Below are 19,011 nucleotides of genomic sequence, written 5' to 3'. Positions count from 1 at the left end.
GGTTGTCCAGGGGGCTATTGTGCCACCGCTGCCGCCTCAACAAAGACGTCAGCCGGCATTGGCCGGTGCAGCTTCCAAGTGATGGCTATGGGCTTCTGTCCTGAGTGCTGTACGTAGTCCACCGCGCCAAGGCAGGTGTACGGCACAGCGAGCCCGGTCTCGTCCTCCGCGGTGGGCCGCGTAAAGATCAGCACGTGAGAACCGTGGCTGTTTCGATCGAGGTACCGGCGCCCGGTCGGGCTTGAGGGCGACGTCGCGTTCTGAGATTCCCAGTGGAACAGCTCAGGACTGATTGCGTAGTCCTTGTACATCGTCGACGCTGAATGATTCTTGTCGTCCTTATTAAGCGTGACGAAGAAGGCGTCGGTCGAGGTTTGAGGACACCAGGCAACGCCCTCGCGGTGCTGCACGTTCTTCCCCGCTTCGAGGGAACCGTAGTTCAGCGCGGCGAGTACCTCCTCTCGGCGGTAAGTCGCATGTGACAAGAGTGGAATGTGCTGCAACCCTAAGCCGAGGCCCTTGCCCGCGTGCCGCGATGTCGTCACCCCAAGCTCAATCAACTGCCGAATCTCGCTGCACACAAAGCGGTATTGGCGAAGGTGGTTGAGACCCGCGTCGTACGTGCTGAATCCGCCGCCGTCGTTCCAGAGCGTATAGAACAGCATCCGCGCGAAGGTCTGCTCGCGCGGACCGAGCTCGGCGTAGGGCGGGCACGCCGGATCAACGAGTTTTGTATAGGCTTCTCCGCGCTCGGGATCATCGACGTGCAGGAAGCGCACCATCCGACCGAGAAGCTTTTGCTCGTCTGGACTGGACAGTTCGAGGATCTGCTGACCCGTGCCCGCTTCCGCGAGAGAGCCGATCAAGCCGGCCTGGCGTAGGTAGCCGGTCCAGGAGTCCTTTGTGTTCCGATACAGCTGCTTCAGGTCGTTGCCGGACTTCTCGAGATAGGAAGCCAAGTTTGTCTCGCCGTAGGAGGCGACGTCCTGAACTAGTTGCGACCGATTGAACCTTAGCTGCGACCTGATGTTGTCGAGCACGACCTTCTGAGCAACACGATCGAGGATGATCTGCGATCCCGACGGGAGGTATGGGAACTCATGCTCCACGGCCCTCTCAAGTTGCTTCCGTCCGTAACCGGTGAGGGCTCTGTACCGAAGGTCGAACCGGAACTCACGGCGTTGTTGGCCGATGAAGTCCAACACAGTGAGTACGGACTTCCCTTCAGCTCTCCTAAGTCCACGGCCGAGTTGCTGGAGGAAAACCGTCGAGCTCTGGGTGGGACGCAGGAGGAGCACCGTGTCCACCTGCGGTAGGTCGAGGCCCTCGTTGAAAAGATCAACAGTGAAGAGACAGTTGATGGTGGAGTCTCGCAACTGCGCGAGGGCGAGCGCACGCGCAGCGTCGTCGGTACCACCATCGACGGCGAGCGATCGGATTCCCGCCCGGTTGAAGGCCTCTGCCATGTAGTGCGCGTGCTGAACTGAGACACAGAACCCGAGCGCGCGCATGTCATCGGTATTGGTGACCTTGTCGCGCAGTTCTCGAATCACCTTCGCTGCACGGGCGTCATTACCCGTGTAGAGGCGGTTGAGTTGTGCGACGTCGTAGTTGCCGCGCTTCCATTCCAGCTGGCTGAGATCGACGTCGTCTGACACTCCGAAGTAGTGAAACGGGACTAGGAGGTCAGCATCCAAAGCGTCCCAAAGTCGAAGTTCGCTCGCAGTCCGACCAGTGAAGAACTGTTGAGCCACGTCAACGCCGTCACCCCGTTCAGGAGTGGCCGTCAACCCGAGCAACTGCTGAGGGCGGAGATGATCGATGATGCGGCGATAGCTTGGCGCCATGGCATGGTGGAATTCGTCAATTACGACGACGTCAAAGGAGCCCGGTTCCAGCGTTTCGATTCCGCGCGAGGCGAGCGATTGTACCGACGCGAAGACCTGGTTCCACTGCGTCGGCTTGTTGTCTCCCACGTAGAGTTCGCCAAACGTGCCGTCCTGCATGACAGTGCGATACGTACTCAGCGCTTGCCTCAATATCTCCTGCCGATGCGCCACGAAGAGCAGCTTGAGGCGCCGACCCGCTGCTTGGCAGAGACGCTGATAATCGAGAGCGGCGATGACGGTCTTACCGGTGCCGGTTGCCGCAACCATAAGGTTTCGCGTGTGACCCTTGAGTCGTTCAGACTCGAGATCCTCGAGCATCTCAATCTGGTGCAGGTACGGCTCTAGCTCAAGTCCAGTTTCGGTCTTTGGTGCACCGGTGCGTCGACCACCGTTGCGTTCGAGCGCCGCATCAAGTTTGTCGCCGTCTCGCCCAGGGTCGTAGGACTGAAAGGCGCGCTGCGCCCAGTAACTATCGAAGGTCACCTCGAACTTCTTGAGGAGGTCTGGCGTGGCGACAGAACTGAGGCGCACGTTCCATTCCAGCCCGTCGACCAACGCTGCCTTGCTCAAATTCGAGCTGCCCACGTAGGCCGTGTCGAAGCCGGTGTTGCGACGGAACAGCCACGCCTTCGCGTGCAACCGCGTCGCTTGCGATTCGTAACTGATCTTGACTTCAGCGCCGTATCGATTCACCAACTCGTCAATGGCTCGACGCTCAGTAGCACCCATATAGGTAGTCGTGATGACGCGTAGCTGCACTCCGCGCTCGGCTAATCGCTCAAGAGCAGGGTGGAGAAGCCTGAGCCCGGTCCATCGCACGAAGGCACAGAGAAGATCGACGGTGTTGGCGGATTCCATTTCAGCGCGCAGCTCCGCCGCCAAGTTGGGTTCATCTTTGCCGTTGGTCAAGAGCGCAGAGTCGGAGAGCGCCGTCGCGGGCCGCCGCAGGTCGCGCCGCTTGACTGATTCAGGCTTGTGTAGCGATAGGAGTTGCGACGGCCCCTGATCGATTGCATCGTTCGCTGAAAGTGCCAGTAGGAGTTGGTTTGCTACGGCGAGCCGCTTTTCAGGCTCGGTCTTACCCAACGCTTCATTCACAACTGTGGCGAGGTGCCTCGAAATGGCGGCAAGAGCGTCGCACTCGCTTAGTGGTTGAACTCTTGCTTCGAGTTCGGCTACACCCGCTAGCCGCTCTGCGAGTATGCGGGTAACAAGCGTTTCATAGAGACCCTCGGACAGCATCTGCCCGGCCACTCCCCCATCGGTTTCGTTCACCTTCTCAGAGTAGGTCCGTGGCGCGACATATTCCGGCACGTTGACTGGTCAGTACTCACGTGATGCTCTCCAAGGTTCAAGAGATCACCACGGCCTTCCATAGTGGACAGCTGCTAGCGAGATACTGTGCTGCTATCACTTAGGGGGAATTATGCGTTCAATTCCGGCCGAGCCCGACTTCACAAAGTCGCAGTCCGCCGAGAAGGTTGTGTGGGAGAAGCTACGCCAGGACCTGCCCGACGATGCCGTCGTCGCCCACTCCGTGCAGGTGCGCGACGGCCGCGCCGAGTGCGAGATTGACCTGCTGGTGTTCTGGCCCGGCGTCGGCCTTGCTGCCATCGAGGTCAAGGGTGGCCTCGTGTCCGTCGAGGGCGGTCAGTGGTACCAGTCGGGCGGCGCCGACGGACGACACAAGATCCAGAGCCCCATCGTGCAGTCCCAGAGCTCTATGCATGCCCTCCGTACCTGGATGGAAAAACAGCTGGGTAGCCGTGTTTCGAGCAGGTTCGCGTACTTGGCGTGCTTCCCCTACACGGAAGTGGCACAGCAGTGGGAGATGGCAGGTTGCACGCGCACCCTGATTCTCGACGCCAACGACCTCGTCTCCCCCGCCGCCCGTCTTCGTGAAGCCATCGAGCGCGAGGGTGGTGGCACCAATCCGCTGGCCACCTCTTTTATGGAGCGCATGCTGCCGAAGTTAGGGCAGCTCGAGTCGATAGTTGACCTGTCCTATTCAGCCCGCGAAGTGGAGGACAACCAGGACCACCTCACCGAACGCCAGGCGATCCTACTCGCCGCCACGCGCTCACTGCCGCGAGTGCGGTACGTGGGCGGGGCAGGAAGCGGCAAGACCTGGCTAGCCATAGAGAAAGCTAGACGCCTGGCAAAGGAAGGCAAGCGGGTAGGTCTCTTCTGCTGCAACAAAGGGCTCAGCCAGCACCTCCGGAACCAGGTGCAGGGCTGGCGCCAGGCAGCCCCGGTTTTCACGGGCGAGTTCCACGAATATGCCCTCACACTGGGCGTACGGGATGGCGAAGGTCAGGAGTATTTCGACGAACAGCTTCCTCAGGAGCTCCTGGCTCTCGCGGCGTCCCTACTGCACACGGAGAAGCTCAATGCCGTCGTCGTCGACGAGGCGCAGGACTTCGCCCCGCTTTGGTGGCAGGCCCTGAAGATGTGCCTGAAGGACCCGGAGGCAGGCGAGATCCACGCTTTCATGGACGACCAGCAGGACGTGTACCGGCGCTGGAAGGCTCACACGCTTGAAGAGGGAACCGCTCCGATTACCGACCTCGTACCAATTCATATCGATGACAACCTCCGCAATACCCGAAGGATCGCGGAAACCTTCAAAGGCTTTGCTGGCCCCCACTTCAGACCCAGAGGTACAACTGGCCTGCCTGTCCGCCGTGTACGCTGCTCAACCGAGGACGCCCTCGACCTGGCCGGGGACTGCGTCGATGCCCTCATCGAGGAGGGCTGGGCCACAAATCAGATAGCGCTCCTCACCACTCGCCACCGCCATCCCGTGCACCAGGAACACTTTGATAACGGCACCATTGGCGACTACTGGCGTGAGTTCCATCAGGACTACGCCGAGTTCTACGGACACGTCCTCGGGTTCAAGGGTCTTGAACGCTCCGTCATCATTCTGTGCGTCAACGGCTTCCATGACATGGAACGGGCGGCCGAGCAGCTGTACGTCGGGCTGTCCCGAGCGAGAAGTCTTTTCGTCATCGTCGGTGACGATGACGAGATTACGGCAGCTGGCGGCCGAAATCTCGACCTGGCACTGCGGAGTGCCGAGCAATGGCTCTCCGCTGCCGGTACGCCCGCTACTCGGGTCTGACGTCCGCGACGACCGCAACGAGACGTCTCACGGAATCGAAGGACAGCTCGGACAGCGGTACATTTGGGCGGCGTTTCCATTCGGACTCGCGCAGGATTGCCGCAGCACGGTGGAACTCCTCAATCTCCTCGAGGTGCCTGAGAAATGCGCCCATGCGATGGTGATAAGCATTCGATCCGGCCGCTTTCGGTACTGCCGTGAAACTGAGTTCAATGGACGTTGACGTCGCCGTGTAGTGATACACGTAGACGTGCCCGGTTGTGCCGACATCGTCCAACACGATCTGAAGGGACCCGGCCGGCACGCCCTTCTCCCGCTTCACTGAACCGACGAACGGAATACTGCGGTGCCGGGCCTCTTTGAGGAGTAGATCGAACCTGGACAGGTTCTCCGGGTCGTTGTCCCGCATCCATGAACGACATTCCTCCTCGGTCCAGCGCCCGTGGGTCCGCTCCGCCGCAGCAGTCTTAGCCTCGGCGAGTTCCTTCCCGTACGTGGTCGGCATAAGGATCTCGGTGTGCTCGGTCAGCAGCCGCTTGTATGCGACGGCAATGACCGACGTTGCCGGTCCGGACGTCGCGTTCAGGTACTCGACAATGCGCTTAAGGTCGTCGTTGATAGCGTCCACTGCGAGAACGATATTGAAGCGCCCCTCTTCCAAGTTTGCAGCGACGGCGCCCGCGAAGTCAGGATTCGCTGAGGCGACGCTATTGGAGAGGCTTATGCCGGACCGAGCAAGCCATCGCTGCTCGAAATCGGCCAGCGGCATCCGCCAGAACGCCGAAGCGTAGTCGAACATCTGCCCGATGATCTCGCGCCGCACCTGGCGGTACGAGGCGAGCTTGCACTCGACCAATGTCAGGCCGCCTGCCTGATCCACAACAATCAGGTCAGCAGGGCCTGCTCCGGACTGCAACTCCTTACAGGCAACGGCGTCCTCTCCTACCCCCGGGATGAGACCAGGATGGTCGGCAAGAATCTGCTGCAGGTCGGCCTCACGCTCGTAGCTGACCTGCAGAGGCTCGCTCCAGGAGCCACCCAGCGGACGCACGAGGATAGAGGACATCCCTACTCCTCGGGTTCCGCTATGTCATCGTCACTCTCAGGCTTGAGCCCAATCTCGATGCCATGCATCCACAGCACGATGTCCATTACTCGCAGCACAGAAATAGTGGCCGGCGCACCGGCCGCCTCGCGAATTCTCTCAAGCCTGCCAGGCAGCGCTGTGTCGTTGGTGAGCGCAGCGTGCCAGACAGTCCATTGGCCTCCGGAATTTTCCAGTCCCATGAGTGGACGAACCACGGAGTCGTAAATGGGTATCAAGCGCGGACGTTTGCGGGCCATGATCTTGCTTGCCCGCGTGGGCCCAATGCCCCACTTGCCGTACTTGCGTCCGCGCAGCAGATTCCAGAGCTCGTACTCGGGTCCGCTTGGACTGTTCAGCCGCTCGAGCTCCGCATCCCAGAGGTCGACGTCGACCGGAATTTTCCGGAGCAGATCAGTGACCTCGTCAGCGTGCTTTTCGAGCAGGCCGATTGCCGCCCGTCCCCTGATGTCCACGGAAAGAAATGACACAGCCACTAGGTCATCGGCGGTGATGCGGTCAGCAACATCGGGATGATCACCGCCGCCTGCCCAGTCATCAAACCGCGTGCCCGCGCGAGGGGTTGTGTTGCCCTCAATCGGCAGGTAGTACCGTCTAACCAACTCCGCTGCCCCGTCAACATGCTTTTCATCGAGGATCTCCGGGTAGTTCATTGGGCTCAATTCAATAGTCGGTGCAGTGCAGATCCTTGCCTACCTTCTCCAGGGCATCAAGGGTCGGGCGCTGGCTGGCAATTCCGGTTTCCTACCACCACCGATGTCCGCACCTATCACTTTGACACTCCCACTCGGGAACCCCGTACTCAGCCGCGCCAGTGACAGGGTCGATCTGACGCTCCTCAGAAACCACACAGCCTGCGAAGACCGTCTCGGGATGGGCCTCGTAAACACTTGGGGGAACCATGCCATACATGATGGGCCAGGCACTGTGGCCGCACACAGGACAGCTATGGACTTGATCCCTTCTTTTCACGATCGTCATGAGCAGAGGCTATTCCAGTCCGGTGACATCTCATGTTGCCTCCGCTTAGCAACTCGCTAAACGTTTTTTGTAATTGCTCCTTCACCTGCACTGTGGCAGCTCAGTCGGAACTCCAGGCAGCTTGAGCCACGACCCGAACAATCCTGTTGGAACCGCAGCCGAGGCCTATAGTTCTCAGACCCCGGCACTTAGACGGGCGAGCTCTGCCACGACGTACGGCCGGAGGTTGGATGGTACGGACTCCAGTTCGGCTAGTAGCTCCTCTGCGGCAGCCTGCACCATTCTCCGCTCGACCCTACTCAAGCTGCCCTGATGAAGCTCCTCACGCTCGCCTACCCGGTTTATGCCTCCCACGTAGCCAGGAGAGGACGACGAGTTGACCTGATTGATTCCGCCAGATGTTTCAGGCGACGGTTGCGGTGCAGGCTCAACACCAGCCGATTCCTCACTAAGCGGCTTCCCACCTAGGACCTCCGGTAGCTTCCCAACCGGATACAGCACGTCCAAGCGGGTCGTCGTTCGCGTGAGTGCTATGTACAGAAGACGCGCTCCGTGGGGTTCGTCGAGAATCTCCTGCGGGTCAACCACAATAACGGAGTCGAACTCAAGCCCCTTTGCATCCTTCGGAAGCACGAGATTTATTGACTGGCTCAATTCCCCGCTGGTGGACTCGCCCCACGAGATCTCCTCGGCGCGGAACGTCTCTCGAAGACGAGGCCAGCGGTGCGCCGCAGCGATGACACCGACAAAGCGTCCACGCCCACTGTGGTGCAGCACCACCTTCACAAGCTCGCCCGGCAGTTCATCCGCTTGGACCTCCGAAAACACCGGTGAGGCCCCGACGCTCCGCACGATATGTGGTGCTCGGACACTTGGCGCCGCCAACTCCAGAACTGGTCGCGCGACATCAAAGACTTCGGACGGCACCCTATAGCCGTGATCAAGATCTAGAACGGCAGTGGGCAGAGAAGACTTAAGCCCTTCCCGCACCCGGTCCCACGTATCCGCGGCATGTGCCCCGGTGGATTGAGCTATGTCTCCCACCACGGTGAAGGATCCGTTGCGGGAACGCCGGCGAATAGCCATAATCTGCATGTCTGACAGGTCCTGTGCCTCGTCGATGACAATATGGCCGTACAGGTCTGGAACTGAGCGGATGATCTCAGTAGCTTCATCCAACAGCGCCAGGTCCGCGCTTGTCCACGGCTCGTCGCCCACCTTTTCGGCCATCGGGCGGTGCAGCAGTTCCACCTCGGAGGCCGTCAGGATATCGCGCCCCGCCCGCAGCAGGCGCTCCCTCGACCCCAGCAACTCGCGCAGGAACTGCTGAGGCGATAGTCGAGGCCAAATGCGCTCCAGCGCTCCTTCAAGGGACTCTCGCTCGAACATGTCGGCGGTTGCCGCAAGGCCCCTCGCACTAAGCTGTGTTGCGCTCAACTCGAGGAACACATCCCGCAACTTCCCCCGACCGTCGTTGTATGTCTCAGCCTTGAGTCTGGTCATATTGGACCGGACGGTCTCCGCCTCGAGCTCAACAAACGAATTTGTGTTTCGACGCCGAATCCGTACCGCTTGCTCAGGTTCACGTAGCCGGTCGTACACGGCGTTATAGAGCAGATCGGCCATTTTCGCCGAACCCTTCAATCGGGCCAGAGCAACGGGCTCCTCCCCTCGAGCGCTTGCGCCGTCAGCGAGCAAATCTGTCAGTGCTCTGTGAACGACGTTCTGATCACCCAGGGCCGGAAGTACCTTCCGTATGTACCGGGTAAACGTCGCATTCGGCCCGACGACCAGAACATCCTCTGGCTGAAGATCGTCCTGGTGGTTGAACAGCAGCCAGGAGACCCGGTGAAGCGCTACTGCCGTCTTGCCCGTGCCCGGCCCGCCCTGAACAATGAGCAACTGGTCCTTGGGCGCACGCACAATCTTGTCCTGGGCGGCCTGAATCGTCTGCACGATGTCCGCCATCTCGCCGTTACGAGCACTCTGCAACGAGCTGAGCAGCTCGTCGGAAAGAAATTGCTCATTTCCAAGCTCCGCCACGGCCGCAGCGATATCAGCGAAGACAGCATCGTTGAAGCGCCGTACTTTATTTGCCGCGACGTCGAATGTTCGCTTCTTGACCAGCCCACAAGGATCCTGTGGAGTCGCCTGACTGAACGCAGCCGCCGCCTTCGACTGCCAGGGAATCACAAGTAGATCGCGAGCTTCGTCGTAGACAGCAGATTTCCCAATGTAGTAGACGTCTCCATCCTCAAGATCGATACGCCCGAAGGCAACGTTCTCATTGGGGTCGAAAACCCGCTTCTCCGCAGCGAGTTTGAAGGCCCGCCGCTCGGCTGGAGTTACGCCTGACCATTTGTCGGGCTTCCAACCTGCGGCCGCCGTCTCGCGGGCCGCAACCGCGTTATCGAAGTACTCCTGCTCAGACTTCAGTTCAATCTCACTCAACGTTGTTTCCCCCACTGCTGCCCTCCCTGGTAAGCACATCCTTGTGCAGTCCTTCATGGAAGATACCTTGGCTATCGGACAATTTGAGACACCCGGAGAAAACGAGTCGGGGCAGGCACCGAGCTAGGCGAGGTAGAGCCTCCCACCTTCCGGCGAGCGCGTGATAGGAACGAGCATGGAAACCTCACACGTCTTCGTCACGATGGGCGATCTGAAGAACATCGCATGCGATGCCTGGCTGCTGCCTACGGACCATAGGCCGCGGGTTAGCCGGTCGTGGATTGAAGGCATTCCCGGTCTTGAGACGGCCGTAGCCCCGGAGCACGCTCAGCGGTTCTATCGGGACAAGGAACACGCATTCTTCCCTTCGGACTGGCCGCTCGACCGGCCGCTTCCCGTGCTCACGGCCGTGCCGATGGCTGGCATCACGAGTGCCGAGCAGGTCGTTCCCGCTATCACTCACTTCATCCAGGTAGCAGCAGCTGCTGCCCGGAAACGGCGCGCAAGGGTCCGTGAGTCGGGTAGAGCCGGGATGCCGTCCAACCGACCGGTCCCGCTCCTCGCGTTGCCGCTCTTTGGGACCGGGGGCGGCGGTGCGGCTCCGATCCGTGGCGAGATCATGACCACCCTCCTCCGGGTGTCCCTGGACGCGGCCACGCAGGAGGGCGTCGACGTCGTCCTTGTCCTGCGGGACCAGCGGGACTTCGCTCTCGCCCAGCAACTGAGGAAACGGGATCGTGAAACCTGGAACCGCGCATTGGACCCAAGCCTGCAGGATCAAGCTGCGGCGCTTGCGCAGCGCGCACGCACCGGTCAGCTGGTCCCGTTCATGGGCGCCGGCGTCAGCGTCAGTGCGGGAGCCCCGACGTGGTCGGAACTGATCCACCGGCTCGCCGCGCGGGTGGAGCTCAGCCAGGATGAGCTTGTCGAGCTGAAGAAGCGCAATGTGCTGGACCAGGCCGGCATTCTGCGCACGATCTTCGAGCAGAAGAAGCTGTCGCTAAACGACGCCATCATTGCTGAGGTCACACTCGAGCGTTACGGCCTTGCGCCGGCGCTGCTCGCCAGCCTTCCCTGTAAGCAGGCGATCACCCTAAACTACGACGACCTGTTTGAGAAAGCCTCCCTTGATGCTGGTACGCCGACGGCTGTCATCCCCAACGGGACATCCGGACAGCACGGCCGTTGGCTGCTCAAGCTTCACGGCTCGGTGACTCATCCGGATTCGATCGTCCTGACGCGCGAGGACTACCTCGGCTTGAACACCTCGCGCTCGGCACTGTCCGCGCTGGTGAAGGCCAACCTCGTTACCCACCACCTGCTTTTCGTGGGCTTCGGGCTCACTGATGACCACTTCCACGAGATCGTCCATGACGTGCGCCGGACGTTCCCGGAGTTGTCGTCCGACAAGGGTGAGGTCGCAACCGCGCTTACCCTGTCCCGCGACCCGCTCGACGAGTATGCGTGGAAGGACAAGCTCACCCTGCTGCCCATAAGTGAAGGCGCGGATGTGCCCGCTGCTGCCCGCACCCTGGAGATCTTCCTGGACATGCTCCTGGCGCACGCCGTCGACAGCCACTCCTACCTGCTCGCCGATGGGTACGAGGAAGTCCTCACGGCCGAGGAGTCCTCAGTCCGCACCAAGCTGCTGGAACTTCGGGGCAGTCTCTCAGCTGATGAACGGGCGAGCAGCGGAGGCACCCGGGTCCGCGCGATGCTCGAAGATCTGGGGGCCGGGTCCGTAGACGAGCGAGTCCCTGCCATTGGAGCGCGACGCCGTCGCTAGTCGAGGTCAGCGGTCGGTCGGACGAACAGGCGCGACGGCCGCCCCCGGCCGCCGTCGGACATGTCCCCCGTATCCAGCAGCTGAGGTTCCATGAGGCGGCGGAAGGTATCCCGGACAAGACTCTGTCCCGCGACGATTTCATGCAGAGTTCGTAACTGACGCAGCGTGAAAGCTCCGGAGAGCAGGCCCCCGGGATCTGGCTGTCCGGCATAGGCGGAACGCACCCACTCAAGAGCTTTGGCCAGGATGTCCGGATGATCGAACGGAAGCGTCTTCCCGCCTGTCGACAGGTCCTCCACCTGCACCAGCTGTACGCCGTCGTGCTCCAACGACTCAGCGAGCCTTGCCTCCGACACCACGTCGACGTGCGCCACGGAGAGTACCCACCCGCGAGGATCGCGTGTTGGATCATCGAAGACATAGAGCTGCTTCGGTGCACGACCCGTGACACCGGCCTTATCCCGCAGCGAGCGCAGGACGGCGTCGGCCAATCGCTCACCAGGATGCAGAAAGGACCCGGGAAGGGCCCAGCCTTCCGTACCGAGCGGACTCGCGACGACGAGCACACAGAGGTGTCCGTTGGAAACCGTGAGTACGGCGGTGTCCACAGCGACGGACGGGCGCGGGTACCGCTCGAGGGATGAGCCGGCGGCGTTGTCCATACCCCTATTTTGCGCACTCTTGCGCGAATAAACAAAAGGACTCATACTCGACTTTGCGCAATATGTCAGCTGGCTGCTGGGCGGTTCGAACGGAGCTGCTATGAAGATTCGTCAATTACACATCGGCAGTGGGCATCACGTCGGGCCGCTCACTTTCTTCCCCGTATGGGCAGAGGGTCCCGCGACCGCAGGCATCACCAGTGGAACGGCCGCACAGCTCTCCGTCGCAGAACTCGCCTCCGGACCGGCCGTGAACCGGTTGGCGGTGACCAACAAGAACACTCGCCCGGCACTGCTACTCGAGGGTGAACTGCTCGAGGGCGGACATCAGCACCGGGTCTGCGCCGTGGACGTAATCATTGCGCCGGGCGAAACGGCGGAAGTGCGGACATTCTGTGTGGAACAGGGGCGTTGGGGTGGCGCTACAGTCCACGGCAAATCCGGCCGGCGAGCGCCCGTCAACGTCCGTGCGGAACTGCAGTGGCGGCCCGGAGTAAATGATGGTGAGCACCAGCGGCAGCGCAGGGTGTGGGAACGCGTCAGCCGATGCTCGCCACCCGGTCGAGTCTTCTAACGAACCACATTTCGCAAAGGCAATCTCAACCGCAGGCAGTTGGCTAATTGCCTTTATCGAATGGGTTCCTGTACTTGCGTACTGGGCAACTCAACAACAAAGTCACGCGACGTCCCAAATCCGTTTGCTAACCTCAAAGAGCAGTCCGTGGCGCGCCTCGACCGCATCTAGCCCAAAGGTGTCGACGGGCCTGAAGTTCAAGTCCTCGAGTCGAACAAAATCCAGGAAGTCCAGCTTGCTCTTGTACGTGTCCTCACGCAAGGTTTCGTTCCAATACAACGTATTTGCGTACGATCGAAGCTTGTCACCATAAGGCTCGTTGCTGCTGGAGATATTGTCGCGCCCCCGAAGCAGCAGGACGGCCCCAAGCCGATTCCTTTCAACTTCAAACAATTCCTCGTTTCGATCGAAGTGCGCCAAGTTCTCGTCATTGTATGACAATACGTGTTCAATATGAAATCCATTGCGGGTGCCGGTCTTTGACACAAGGTCGTATATCGAATGCTTCATCTCTCGTTCCATGCCCTGTGCTAGATAACGCTCCACTCGCCCAAAAAAATAACGCACGAAACGAGTGGGAAGCCTGTCTACTGACATCGGACGGAACAGCTGATAACTGAATAACTCAGTCGCACTCGCTTTCCGGCGCTCCTCAATCTCCGCAAGGAGCTGCTCGTCCATGAGGCTTCGAATTTTTTCTGCCGGCTGCTCGCGGATCGCCACACTCATCTCGACAATCCGACCGACAAATTCGTTCGAGTCGTACAGGCCCTGCAGTCGCAGCAAGGAAAACGCTCTATCCAACCCCTCCGACACCAAGACAATCTTCTCGTCCTCCTCAGGGTCATTTACACTGCAAGCTGCCATGATAAGTTGCATCTGAGTGTTCATCTCCGTAAGTCTGCCGTTGAAGAAGACAGCAGAGAAACTTGCAGTTTCCCGCCCGGCAAGAGCCAACACTTTATCGTACAGCGAGGAATAGTACTGAAACTCCGTTGTAAGAAAGCTCTTGACTGCCAAGGGATTATGATCCAACTTCAGCTGGTCATTCAGATCCTTCTTGAAGATCTCTCGATGGTAATCACCGTCGAAGCGAGCACCTAAGCCCCTGCTCGCGGCGAACTTAGCCTTCAACCACGACCTGAAGAAGCTGTCGATAGTGTCAGGTCCGAAGTGGTTGAGCTTCTCCACCACATCATCCCATCGCTCGTTATACCTACCGGCTACCAATTCTCGCTTATCGATCTGTCCCAGGAGCTTGCCCTTAAGAATCTCGTGGGGCTTGAGGCGGACCCCTCTGTCATTTATAACTTCGAAGACCATGGGAACATGTGTGGTATCAACAGAAAGATTGATTAGAACGAGCCTGTACAAAAAATAGTGCACGAAAATCTCAAACTTGCGTCGGCCCTGAATCTTACTGACCAAGATCTCACTAATGATTTGGAAGTTGGCAACAAGGTTCTCCGCCGTCACCCCGGAGGTCACATCGATCGTAGAGGGATCTTGCTCCTTGAGTAGTGAATGCAGGACATCAATGTGGCCTTCATGGTTCATCCAGAACGAGCGCTCCATACCGGAGTAACCCGCAATCCTGCTTTCGAGCCATGGAGCGGTCGGAGAATCAAACCCTCTGGCCATGTGCGCCAACTTGATGAGCGTCAAGGTGAGCGTCGTCAGTCTTTGTTGCCCATCTACAACAAAGACGCGGCCCTCTACAGTATTCGTGACATAGGTGTTCAAGTAATACCAAGGGTAGTTGGCGTCAATGTTCGCCCGATTTGGGTCGAGATCCGGATTCTTCTTCCATGACTCCTCAAACTCATACAGTATGTCATCGAAGAGTCGTTGGACCGGCTCTTCTCCCCACTTGTAGCTCCGCTGATAAAAGTCAATATTGTAGACCGTGTTGGAGAAGGTCTGATCGAGGTTCTGTTTCTCTGGCTGTATTTCCAATGGATTCCTACTTCATATCATAAGGTCGAGTTGAACAAGTCAGAGCCATAAACAGGGATAGTCATGCGCTCATTGCCCTCGCGGAAAGCAGGATTCAGGGATGGTTGCACTAAGCCGCGTTCCCAGAAATTAGGAAGCAGGAGCACCCCGCAAGTTGCGCTGGTAGATCACATTGAACGACTTAACCCTACGAAATTCTTGCACGCTCTGCCCGAGGTAAAGTTGCTTCTCCGACCGCTCGAAAATGTCAAGCCCGCGACCGAGCGAGATGTCCCAGCCTGTGTCAATTCGCACCCAGCGGTCGTGAAGCTCGGCTGAATCCACAAGCTGGACGTCCATCTTTATCCCAGCTGCCTCTACCGATCCCTTAATCTGAAGGAGGTCTCCCAGCTGTTTTTGCGCATAGCTCGGGTCGTCATCCTGGACCGTCTTCACCAGCATCTGTACCTCATCCCCCGCCTGTATTCGGCGGGCCCAAGTAGCGATGAAGTCAACCAAGTTGCGCATCTGATGCGGTGCACGAAGGTAGGGATCCTCTAAAACAACACTTGTGGCGCCGTCCAGATAGGGGCCGAAGATGTCCTCGTAGCTCGCACCAGTCTCACCGCTCTGAAACGTGAGGGTCTGCCCTAGCTGTTGCGACGCACGTTTTGGGGTGCCCACAACAGATTCATTCTGTGCAGCTCCAGACGGCGACCCATCTGCGCTGCCACCATCGTGAACCGCATCATGCTTTTTGTCCAAATTTCCAGGAGACGCATAAGTGCACGACCGGTTGTAGATGGTGGGGTACTGCAGCTCCTCAGCGGTTGCAACGGCCCGCCACTCCCCCTCGAGCGTCTCGTACCCAAACTTTACGGGCGACATCGTCTTATCGATACGAAGGATCTGGTCCTTGACGCGCTTCCTGCCCTCAATGGCCAGGCGCAGTATCTCTTCTACCTCCTCAGCGCTTGCGGCACCGTGCGGGTACAAGATTTTCATGAGCCCTGAGAAGGTCTTGTGTATGCCGTCTCGGTCCCGCGTGGAGATGTCTGTTGAAAGAGTGAAGAACTCCGTGTACCGGTCGGAGTAATCGTGGGCCCGCTGCGATCTGAGGATCTCGGCGATGTAGTCAACCACGAAGCCATATCCTTCGGAAAACATCTCACCCCGAATGATATCGACTTCCCAGCCGGGAATGTAGTGGTGCAATCGATCGAGGAAAGCGGCGTCGTGGTAGGACGGCGGCAACTCGTCAAATAGGTCGGAGTGCTTCAGCATGTGGGGAACGGTGTGTTGTGTGTTGCCCACAAACACCATGGAAGCTTCCGCACCAAGCGTCTCCACGCCCCGCGAGAAGGTCTTGTTCGCCATGTAGTTCTTCATGATGTCGACGAGAGCCTTGTCCGACTTCTTGGTCTTGCCGGCAAACTCGTCGAAAGCGACGGCGTCCCAATACCCAACGAGCCCCAGACGTCCGTTCGCGTTGTTAACAAAAAGCTTCGGGACAGTAATCTCTCCACCGGAGATCAGCATGCCGTGAGGCGAAAACTCTGAATAGATGTGGGACTTGCCCGTCCCCTTGGGACCCAGCTCGACTAGGTTGAAGTTGCGTTCGCAGAACGGAATGAGCCGAACAAGCTGGATGAGCTTGGCGCGGCGGTCAAACATCTCCGGATTGAAACCGACTGACTGGATCAGCAGATCAATCCACTCATCGGTGGTGAACTCAGCCCGGTTGGCTAGGTAGGAGTTTAGGTCAAAGTTGGAGAGCTGAATCGGCTTCAGAGAGGCAAGAATCCAGGGGCTCTGCCCCTTGTCGGGTGAGTGCTCGTACTCAACATCTGCTAAGCACCACACCCCGCTGACCAGCAGCTTTGGGTGTTTCTTCACTGTGCCCGCGTCGACGAGCACCTTGTTCAGTTTGAGGTTTGAGAATGTGGCCTCGTAGACGTCGTCCTTGTCGTTGAGGGTGACGCTGATCTTATCAATCACTTTATGGCGCCCACGCTCGCGGATCAGCGAACGCACCAGCTCGGATTCGTTGCGGTGCACGTAGTGGTCCGCTAGGATCCTCCGCACTGATGCGATACCGCCTTGAATCGTCGCCTCGTCGTCCGTGGCGCAGTACTGGCCCAGGAGGTACTCCAGCACATAGGAGGGCACGATGGCGTTACCCTTTACTGTTTTGACGAGGTCCTTGCGCACCACAGAGCCAGCAAAAACGCTGTTGATCTTCCGATCGAGCGACTCCACACCATTCCCCTTTGTCTGTTCGGCTTCACCGACAGTTTCAACGTCCATCAGAAGCCGGTGAACTTATTGTTCAGTGCTGCCCCGAATCTGGGGTAGTTGGTCTTGACCCCGTCGTCCAGGTCGATGGCGATCTGCTCGGTCGCGAGCGGGTAGAGCACGCTTTGTTCCCACTCCTCCAGCTCCAGCAGCATCTTGCCAATCTGCTCGGATTCCTTGCGCGCAGTGGACTGCTGCTTGACAGTGGACACGGTCGACACCGCCACCTGGTCCACGTTTGCCCGACGGGCTCGCAGCTTCGCTTGGAACTCATGCAGGTAATCGTTCAGCACCACACTTACCGTGTCCGGCCGGTACCGGTGCATATAAATCAACGCGCTGAAGGAACCCTTCGGCGAGGAGAACATCCAGTAAATCGGACGCTTCTTGTACCGCTGGACGTGGTCCTTGTAAAAGTCCTGCACAAAGTACTTCCGGATGTCCTTGCCCAGAGACTCCTCGACAAAGCGAAGGTTCTCTTCGAAGTGCTCCTCCCCGAAGGATGCCTTCAGGAAGCCGCGGAACCGCTCGACAATGTCATCCTCGAACCAGGCATCCGCGAGCACTGGCAGCACGTTGTCCCTATCTGGCATGAATGACGGCGACGGCACCTTCGCCAAATACTCCGTCAACGTGTCACCCTGATCCGCCAACACCAAACCTGGAGTGTTCAGGCTGTAACGACCAAACATGCAACCCACTGCGTAAGAAACGACGTCGAGCACCATATCCCTCCGCTGTCGATCGTCGCGATCTGGCGCTTGAGGCCATTTGTAATAAATGTTAGTCCGGAGAGGCACATCTTCAGGTGCGAGATCCGACGTCATCTCGTCTAGCAGCCCGTAAGCCTTGAGAAAATGCGCGTTGTTAGCTTGTTCCATTCCTCGCATTTGCTCTGTGCGTTCAGCCCATAGCACTTGGGTCATCCGAATGCAATCCGACAATGTGGCTGCCGGAGACCTACGAGCGATCACCTCCAATTGCTGAAACTCCCATGAAGTCTCCATGCTGTTCCAATCATCCCGGTACGCCGCCACTAGCGGCGCAACGGTGGCTTTTACCTCCTCGCGAGCTTCGTCCTTCGGGAGCGGAATCGATTCCAGATATCCAGGATGGAGGTTCAACGTCGGATTGAGACCAGCCAAAATCATGGCCGCCGGCTTGGAATTGAGGAGACCAAGCATGTACGTGTCGTCATTAGACTGGTAGATACCAGCAGCAGCATCGAATAAGAAGCCAGGCGGCGTATATCTAAATGACGGAGAAGATGTTGACACAACGGTCCAGCTAATCCCCGGATTAAAAATCCGGTCGAGGTTGAAATTGGTGGCCCTCACTCGCGACCCATCCGCCGTCATAGTCGTCCGGATCTCGTGCCCACCATGTTCCCAATTCACGACGGCCGAAAAATTGCCATACCACTTGCGGAAATCTCCGCCTTTGGCGTAACGAAACCACTTCTTTCGAGCTATTCTCGCATGCTCCGGCGATTGTGACTCCAAATCCAGCTTACTCAGAGATACCTCACTCCATTCACGAACAAATTCGTCATTGTTCGCGGTTACCAGTCCCTTTGCAGCACGACCAACCGAACCCGTAGTCCGTGTACCGCCAAATAGTTCGGTAAGTCGGTTGGAAAACCAATACACTATCGGCGCGCCAGGCAAGAGTGAAAACGCTACTGATGAAGCGTGATACCTGTTGCCGGATGACGACTCCGAGATGGCTGACAGCAAGAGAGTCATCTTAGATTCTTCAGATATGCCATCGGTAAGACGCACAAATGATCCATCCGCGGTTGCCGAACTGTCGGGCTCGAAGATGAAGGCAGTCGTGGAAACGACGTCTCCGGCAATGGAGTCGAAGGCATTACTCCCAAAATGAGCCATAGTTCGAATGGATCCCGAACGAACTAGCTCTTCTCGGAGCTTTTGATAGGTTCCTAAGAACATCCACGATTGCATTGTAATCATGGCCATAGAACCCCTGCTCTTGACGACCTCTGTTCCACGCTCCATGAACATGGCGAAGAGGTCTGACTTGGCGTCCGGGTACTCGCGTTTCGCGAACTCCGTCAGCTTCGGTCCCATGTTGCCGGAGCCCATGTAGGGGGGGTTGGCGACGACCACGTGGTACCGGGTGGAGAGGTACTCAGACTGCCGGATCACCTTTCCGGCGCGTTCAAGGATGTCCCCGCCGAACAGGGTCT

The 19,011-nt window shown here is 58.6% G+C and carries 11 protein-coding genes; 3 read left to right on the top strand and 8 right to left on the bottom strand.

Annotated features, from left to right (window positions below; translation table 11 throughout):
- Positions 1–14: 14 nt before the first annotated feature.
- Positions 15–3,128 (bottom strand): DUF3427 domain-containing protein, encoded by a 3,114-nt coding sequence (locus ACTIMO_RS06920; RefSeq protein ID WP_448182103.1) that lies wholly within the window; start codon positions 3,126–3,128, stop codon positions 15–17.
- 187 nt (positions 3,129–3,315) lie between these two features.
- Here ACTIMO_RS06920 and ACTIMO_RS06915 point away from each other — a divergent pair, with 187 nt between their 5' ends.
- Positions 3,316–5,013, top strand: coding sequence for an NERD domain-containing protein (locus ACTIMO_RS06915; RefSeq protein WP_448181924.1), 1,698 nt, complete (start codon positions 3,316–3,318; stop codon positions 5,011–5,013).
- Here the strand turns inward: ACTIMO_RS06915 and ACTIMO_RS06910 are convergent.
- The 3 genes from ACTIMO_RS06910 to ACTIMO_RS06900 form a co-directional block, all read right to left on the bottom strand.
- The gene (locus tag ACTIMO_RS06910; RefSeq protein WP_448181923.1) at positions 5,000–6,079 is read right to left on the bottom strand and encodes a hypothetical protein; all 1,080 of its coding nucleotides are present in this window, start codon (positions 6,077–6,079) and stop codon (positions 5,000–5,002) included. The two genes, ACTIMO_RS06915 and ACTIMO_RS06910, sit on opposite strands and share 14 nt — an antisense overlap.
- A gap of 2 nt (positions 6,080–6,081) precedes the next feature.
- Entirely contained in the window at positions 6,082–6,771 is a 690-nt protein-coding gene (locus tag ACTIMO_RS06905; RefSeq protein WP_448181922.1) for a DUF6308 family protein, read from the bottom strand.
- Positions 6,772–7,273: 502 nt separating this feature from the next.
- Complete coding sequence (locus ACTIMO_RS06900; protein WP_448181921.1) at positions 7,274–9,550, bottom strand: HelD family protein; 2,277 nt, start codon at positions 9,548–9,550, stop codon at positions 7,274–7,276.
- A 175-nt stretch (positions 9,551–9,725) separates the two neighbouring features.
- On the opposite strand from ACTIMO_RS06900, the gene ACTIMO_RS06895 reads away from it, so the two are divergent.
- Positions 9,726–11,336 (top strand): SIR2 family protein, encoded by a 1,611-nt coding sequence (locus tag ACTIMO_RS06895; protein ID WP_448181920.1) that lies wholly within the window; start codon positions 9,726–9,728, stop codon positions 11,334–11,336.
- Here ACTIMO_RS06895 and ACTIMO_RS06890 read toward each other — a convergent pair.
- On the bottom strand, positions 11,333–11,944 hold the full coding sequence (locus ACTIMO_RS06890) for an NUDIX hydrolase (protein WP_448181919.1): 612 nt from the start codon (positions 11,942–11,944) through the stop codon (positions 11,333–11,335). The two genes, ACTIMO_RS06895 and ACTIMO_RS06890, sit on opposite strands and share 4 nt — an antisense overlap.
- Before the next feature lie 154 nt (positions 11,945–12,098).
- Here ACTIMO_RS06890 and ACTIMO_RS06885 point away from each other — a divergent pair, with 154 nt between their 5' ends.
- On the top strand, positions 12,099–12,572 hold the full coding sequence (locus ACTIMO_RS06885; RefSeq protein ID WP_448181918.1) for an ARPP-1 family domain-containing protein: 474 nt from the start codon (positions 12,099–12,101) through the stop codon (positions 12,570–12,572).
- Between the two features lie 102 nt (positions 12,573–12,674).
- On the opposite strand, the gene ACTIMO_RS06880 is transcribed toward ACTIMO_RS06885, so the two are convergent.
- From ACTIMO_RS06880 to pglX, 3 genes are all read right to left on the bottom strand, one after another.
- Positions 12,675–14,528, bottom strand: a complete 1,854-nt coding sequence (locus ACTIMO_RS06880) for a DUF262 domain-containing protein (protein WP_448181917.1) — start codon at positions 14,526–14,528, stop codon at positions 12,675–12,677.
- 129 nt (positions 14,529–14,657) lie between these two features.
- Complete coding sequence (gene brxL / locus ACTIMO_RS06875; protein WP_448181916.1) at positions 14,658–16,814, bottom strand: BREX system Lon protease-like protein BrxL; 2,157 nt, start codon at positions 16,812–16,814, stop codon at positions 14,658–14,660.
- Positions 16,814–19,011 (bottom strand): BREX-1 system adenine-specific DNA-methyltransferase PglX (gene pglX, locus ACTIMO_RS06870; protein ID WP_448181915.1); only part of this gene is annotated, 2,198 nt, incomplete at its 5' end. The genes brxL and pglX, both read right to left, overlap by 1 nt.

The organism is Arthrobacter sp. CP30 (genome assembly GCF_053470025.1).
The sequence above is the reverse complement of the archived record's forward strand: the minus strand, read 5'-3'. Positions and strand labels throughout refer to the sequence as shown.